Source organism: bacterium, assembly GCA_041648665.1.
In the GTDB taxonomy this organism is placed as follows: domain Bacteria; phylum UBA10199; class UBA10199; order 2-02-FULL-44-16; family JAAZCA01; genus JAFGMW01.
In genome coordinates this window covers 1-4363 of record JBAZOP010000157.1, presented here as the reverse complement: position 1 = coordinate 4363, position 4363 = coordinate 1, and the positions used below count along the sequence as shown (strand labels likewise).

At 63.2% G+C, this 4363-nt stretch carries 6 protein-coding genes; all 6 read left to right on the top strand.

Going from position 1 to position 4363, the window contains the following annotated elements; genetic code table 11:
• Window positions 1–404: class I SAM-dependent methyltransferase (locus tag WC683_19790; protein ID MFA4974850.1), on the top strand; the 404-nt coding region annotated here is incomplete at its 5' end.
• The gene (locus tag WC683_19785; GenBank protein MFA4974849.1) at window positions 350–886 is read left to right on the top strand and encodes an acyltransferase; all 537 of its coding nucleotides are present in this window, start codon (window positions 350–352) and stop codon (window positions 884–886) included. The genes WC683_19790 and WC683_19785, both read left to right, overlap by 55 nt.
• Window positions 883–1758 carry a glycosyltransferase gene (locus WC683_19780; protein ID MFA4974848.1) on the top strand — a complete coding sequence of 292 codons (876 nt, stop codon included), beginning with the start codon at window positions 883–885 and terminating at the stop codon, window positions 1756–1758. The genes WC683_19785 and WC683_19780 overlap by 4 nt, the downstream gene beginning before the upstream one ends.
• The gene (locus WC683_19775) at window positions 1755–3410 is read left to right on the top strand and encodes a hypothetical protein (protein ID MFA4974847.1); all 1656 of its coding nucleotides are present in this window, start codon (window positions 1755–1757) and stop codon (window positions 3408–3410) included. The genes WC683_19780 and WC683_19775 overlap by 4 nt, the downstream gene beginning before the upstream one ends.
• Window positions 3407–4054 carry a hypothetical protein gene (locus WC683_19770; GenBank protein ID MFA4974846.1) on the top strand — a complete coding sequence of 216 codons (648 nt, stop codon included), beginning with the start codon at window positions 3407–3409 and terminating at the stop codon, window positions 4052–4054. Before WC683_19775 ends, WC683_19770 begins: the two co-directional genes overlap by 4 nt.
• Window positions 4051–4363: hypothetical protein (locus tag WC683_19765; GenBank protein ID MFA4974845.1), on the top strand; the 313-nt coding region annotated here is incomplete at its 3' end. The genes WC683_19770 and WC683_19765, both read left to right, overlap by 4 nt.

Here is a 4363-nt window from a genome sequence, read left to right as displayed (position 1 = left end):
ATCAGGACCAAGCCGTGACAGAGGTGCTAGACACCGAGCATCCCGGCAAGTCACCGGCGCAAATAGGAAACGAGCGCAAGACCTCATTTATCGCCACGTTGGCCGCGCTGGGCCTGGCCGATAATACGCTGGTTATCCAAGCGCTTTCATGGGACGCACCCAAGCAGATCGACACGCCGCTAGCCTTCTGTTTCATCGACGCCTGCCACGACAAGCACGCTATCCAAAAGGACACCGCCGCATGGCCGCCGCTGATTATGCCCGGTGGCATCATCGCCTACCACGACTACGGGACATGGAAATGCCCGGCCATCAAGACCTGCGTGGACAACTGGCAAGCCGCGGCGCAATGGGAGCCGCTAGGCATTGTGGGCTCGACCATCGCATTCAGGCGGCCACTATGACCTTCGCACACCTTGGCGACAACGTAACCATCCATGAGCCCTATGTCATGCTCAAGCCGGAGATGGTAGACATCGACGACGACTCCAGGCTGGACAGCTTTGGGAAATGCGAAGGCGGGGAGGGTATCACCATAGGCCGCTGGGTACACATCTCGTCATTCGTTCATCTCAACGTCGGGGGCGGTGCGCTGATTATCGGTGACGGCGCGGGCATCGCTAGCGGTGCGCGGATTATCACCGGGAGCAACATGCCGGAGGGCGAGTTCATGTCAGCCGCCGCGCCACGCGATAGGCAAGTGGTGAAACGCTCCTATGTGGACATCGGCGCTAAGGCGTTCGTCGGCGCGGGGGCTACGATCTTACCCGGCGTGACCATCGGTGAGGGCGCGGTTATCGGCGCTGGAGCTGTGGTAACGCACGACGTTCCGGCATGGGAAATCTGGGTAGGCAATCCGGCGCGCAAGCTAAGGGACAGGCTGTGATAGTTCACATCGTCTGCCAGCGCCCGGACGTGATGCGCATATTACAGCAGATGGCCGACTATCTGGTCCGCGACCTGGGCTGGACCATCAGCCCCTACCCTGATGAGACAGCGACCGTGAACTACTTTTTCAACTACGCCGATGGCTGGTGGCGATTCAGCCCGTGGAGCAAGACGCCGGTGGCAGCGTACTTTACACATTATGAGAGCGTCGGCCACAAGGCGGCGCTGTGGGACGAATGCGCGGCCAACGTGGCGCTCCGAGTCTGCAACAATGAGGAGGCAGCGAGACGGCTACGCGCTACAGGCATGACGGCGCGCGTGATGCCAGTCATCGAACTAGAGCGCTATACGCCAAGTGCGGAGGAGCGGCCCGCATCGCCATTGCCCATCGTTGGTCTGAGCGGCTGGGCCAACAACGGCCCGCGCAAAGGCGCCGCCTTGGTCGAAGCGCTGCTAGACATGGGCTGGCGCGATAGGGCGGAGTGGAAAGCCAGTGGCGCGGGGTGGCCGGTGCGCACCGTGAGCTACCCGCTCAATGAGCTACCCGGCTTTTACCAGTCGCTCGATTATCTGCTCTGCTCATCCACGGAGGACGCCGGGCCAGCGGGGCCTGTGGAGGCCCTGGCCTGCGGTGTCCCGGTGATCGTGCCCGATACCGTGGGCCTGTGCGCGGAGCTGCCCGAGTGCGCCGGGGTGTACCACTACGCGCGCGGTGACGTGGCCGATATGTCCAGGGCGCTAGAGCAAGCCATGGATGACCCGCGGCCACGACCAGCGATGATGCTCCGGGCGTTAGTGGAGCGTTACACGCGGGCCAACTGGGTAGAGGGGCATCGTGTGGCGTTTGAGATGTTGTGGGGTGTCGCATGATCGACATAGTACACGCCGACGTGCTGGCATGGGCCAAGGGGTACGACGGGCCAAAGTTTCACGCCATGCTGTGCGACCCGCCGTATCACCTGACGGACACAAAAGACCTTGGCAACTTTGGGCAGGGCGGCTTTGGCAATCGAAGCGATGCCATCAAAGAGAAACGACGCGGCGGCTTCATGGGCAAGAGCTGGGACGGTGGTGACATCGCCTTCCGCGCTGAGACGTGGGCCGCGCTGGGCGAGCACCTGCTGCCGGGGGCGTTCTGCATGGCGTTCAGCGGGGCAAGGACGTATCACCGCATGGCGTGCGCGATAGAGGACGCGGGGTTCGTGCTGCATAGCATGATAGGCTGGGTGTACGGGAGCGGATTCCCCAAGGCCACGCGCATCGACACGCAAGTGGACAGGGCAGCGGGGGCGGAGCGGGAAGTGATAGGGCCAAACATCCGGTTTGGCGATAAGAGGGCGTATCCCGAGAACCGCTCACTTGATACCTACGGGGGCGGCATTGCCGAACAGCAAACGATGGGCATGGTCACCGCACCCGCGACCGACCTAGCCGCAACCTGGTCCGGCCATCGCTATGGCTTGCAAGCGCTCAAGCCCGCGCTAGAGCCCATCTGCGTATTCCAAAAGCCCTACGCGGGCAGGCCGGTGGACAGCATCACCGAGTACGGGAGCGGCGCGCTGAATATCGAGCAAAGCCGAATCATGTCTGACGGGTCACACATGCGCCCATTTCAGCCGACGAATAATGAACGCGCCGTATTCGGCAAGCAAGCGCCATTCATGCCGACAAATGCCGCTGGCCGCTGGCCGTCGAACCTCATCCTACAGCACGCGCCGGGGTGCAAGCGAGTGGGCGTCAAGCGGGTGCCAACGGGAACAGCCGTTCGCCATCGAAGCGGGGGCAATACCTTTGGCGGGAATAACCCAAAGCCGCCGATGCCGGATGCCACCTACGCCGACGCCGACGGGCTAGAGACCATCGACGAGTGGCAATGCGCCGAGGGCTGCGCCGCCGCCGCGCTGGGCAGGATGAGCGGGGAACGGGGTTCGTCATTGCGGCACGCCTACGAGAATCAGGACGGCGGCGGGGGGCATGGCATTTATGGGCAATTCGGACGCAAGACCGTGACAACGCACAACGACACCGGGACCGCCGCGCGTTTCTTCCAGCAATGCGACTGGGCGCTAGAGGAGGCGGAGCCGTTCTACTACTGCGCCAAGGCAAGCCGGGCGGAGAGAGACAAGGGGCTGGAGGGGATGCCAACCAAGGAATACGGGGCCTATGCCAATGGCGTTGGATTGCCTGGGCGGACGTGCATCAATGGCGAATGGGTGCAGACGGGCACATGGGACGAGCCAAACCGCAAGCCAGTTCACAATCCGCACCCCACGGTCAAGCCCATCGCCCTGGCGCGCTACCTTGCCACGCTGCTACTGCCGCCTGTCGAGTACGCGCCGCGGCGCATCCTGATACCCTTCGCCGGCGTTGCGTCCGAGTGCATCGGGGCGCATCTCGCGGGCTGGGAGGACGTGCTAGGCATCGAGGCAGAAGCGGAGTATTGCGAGTTGGCCCGCGCCAGAATCGCGCATTGGTGCAAAGAGTCGTTGCCGCTGTTCGCCTATGCGGAGGCCGCGTCATGATCGACCCGCTGACCATTCCCGGCGCCATGCTAGAGCGCGTCAATCACGGGGGCAGCTTTGCCAGCGTGGCGCATAACGCCGGGCTAGAGGCGCTGCTGCGCAAGCGATACGGGCGCGACGGGCTGTGTCTCAAGATATTCCCCAAGCTGAAGGGCATGGACCCCGAAGCGCTGGAGTGGGGTGGTATCCCAGTGCGCGAGTGCTCCAGGGTGCAGAACCTATTCGCCCTGCACAACCTAGCGCCGCTGGTAGTCGGCCTGGCCCTGGTCAACGGCCTGCACCTGGCCCAAGTCACTGAATGGGCGTGTGGTCACGGCGGGGCGCCGGACCTGCCGCTGCTGCACAGCCTGATCGACCGGACACGCGTTCGATGCACTAAGCAGCAAAAGGACCGCGACGAGTTCGACTTTGACTATGACGCCAACTGGTGCGGCGGCTGGATGATCGACTGGTGCGGCACCTATTTCGCGGACCCGCCCGCTTACGAGCTGGACCTGTTAGCGCGGCTGGATGACGCTGGGCACAAGTACGGCGAGTTTACCGAGGAGATATGCTCATCGCGCGTGCTGCGCGTGAGGATGGAACTAGCCAACTGGCTGGGGCATTGGTCGCTACTGAGGCACCTGGAGGAGATCGGGGAGTGAACGTACACGGGACGCCGGACGAGCTATACAAGCTATTCAGCCAGGACGATGGATGGAGCCGCGCCTACAGCCGTACCAAGTTCATGAAGGGCCAGCTCCTCATGTGGCAACGGGCGCTACTCTACACCCTCGCGCGGGGGCACAACAAGCGTGGCTCTCGGGCGCTGGAGATCGGCACGCTGTTCGGCAACAGCGCGGGCCTCATCTGCCACGCCATGGACAGGGCGGAGCTTATCACGCTGAATCCGGCGACACACGAAGCCGAGCAAGCGGCGCTGAATCTGGCGATGTACCATCAAATCACGGTCA